This window comes from Bacteroides sp. HPS0048, from assembly GCF_964240755.1.
Taxonomy (GTDB): Bacteria; Bacteroidota; Bacteroidia; order Bacteroidales; family Bacteroidaceae; genus Bacteroides; species Bacteroides nordii.
In genome coordinates this window covers 1-600 of the sequence record NZ_CAXSVC010000083.1, presented here as the reverse complement: position 1 = coordinate 600, position 600 = coordinate 1, and the positions used below count along the sequence as shown (strand labels likewise).

The 600-nt window shown below is 44.5% G+C and carries 1 protein-coding gene; it reads left to right on the top strand.

Annotated features, from left to right (window positions below):
- On the top strand, positions 1-600 hold a 600-nt coding region (locus ACESQI_RS24150; RefSeq protein ID WP_373127383.1), incomplete at both ends, for a transposase.

The following is a 600-nucleotide window of genomic DNA, read 5'->3' as shown; positions in this document are numbered from 1 at the left end:
ATGCCTGTGTTTTGTTCCGGGTTATCAGATAAAGCATAGTCTGGGGCTTCAGCGTGGTAAATCCGATCCTCTGGATGCCTGTCGTATCCGTGAATATGCCGAACGTTTTTATGACCTTCTCAGACCTTGTTTCTATCCTGGGGAAGAGATGTCTGAACTTCAGGAATTGTATCGTACACGCTCTCTGCTGGTGGACTCTCGTAAGCGCCTGGACACTTTAAACATAGGTGATAATTGTAAATCTTCTGTTTCCCTGGCGGCCGACCATGCACGGAGAGCTGTTCTTGCGGAGTTAAATACCCAAATATCCGGGCTTGACCATGAGATAGAAGCCCTCATACAAAACTCTTCCGAATTCAGCAGGAATTATCAGATTCTTACCTCCATTGTCGGTGTAGGACCTGTGACCAGTTGTGAGCTGATAATAAAGACAGAGAATTTTAGAAAATTAGACACGGCTAAAAAATGTGCTGCTTACGCAGGTATCGCTCCTTATCCAAAAGAATCGGGAAAGATGAAATGCGGACATAAAATATCGCCAATGGGTGACAAACAATTGAAAACACTGCTTTTCTTATGTGCACGTTCGGCAAAGGAGCA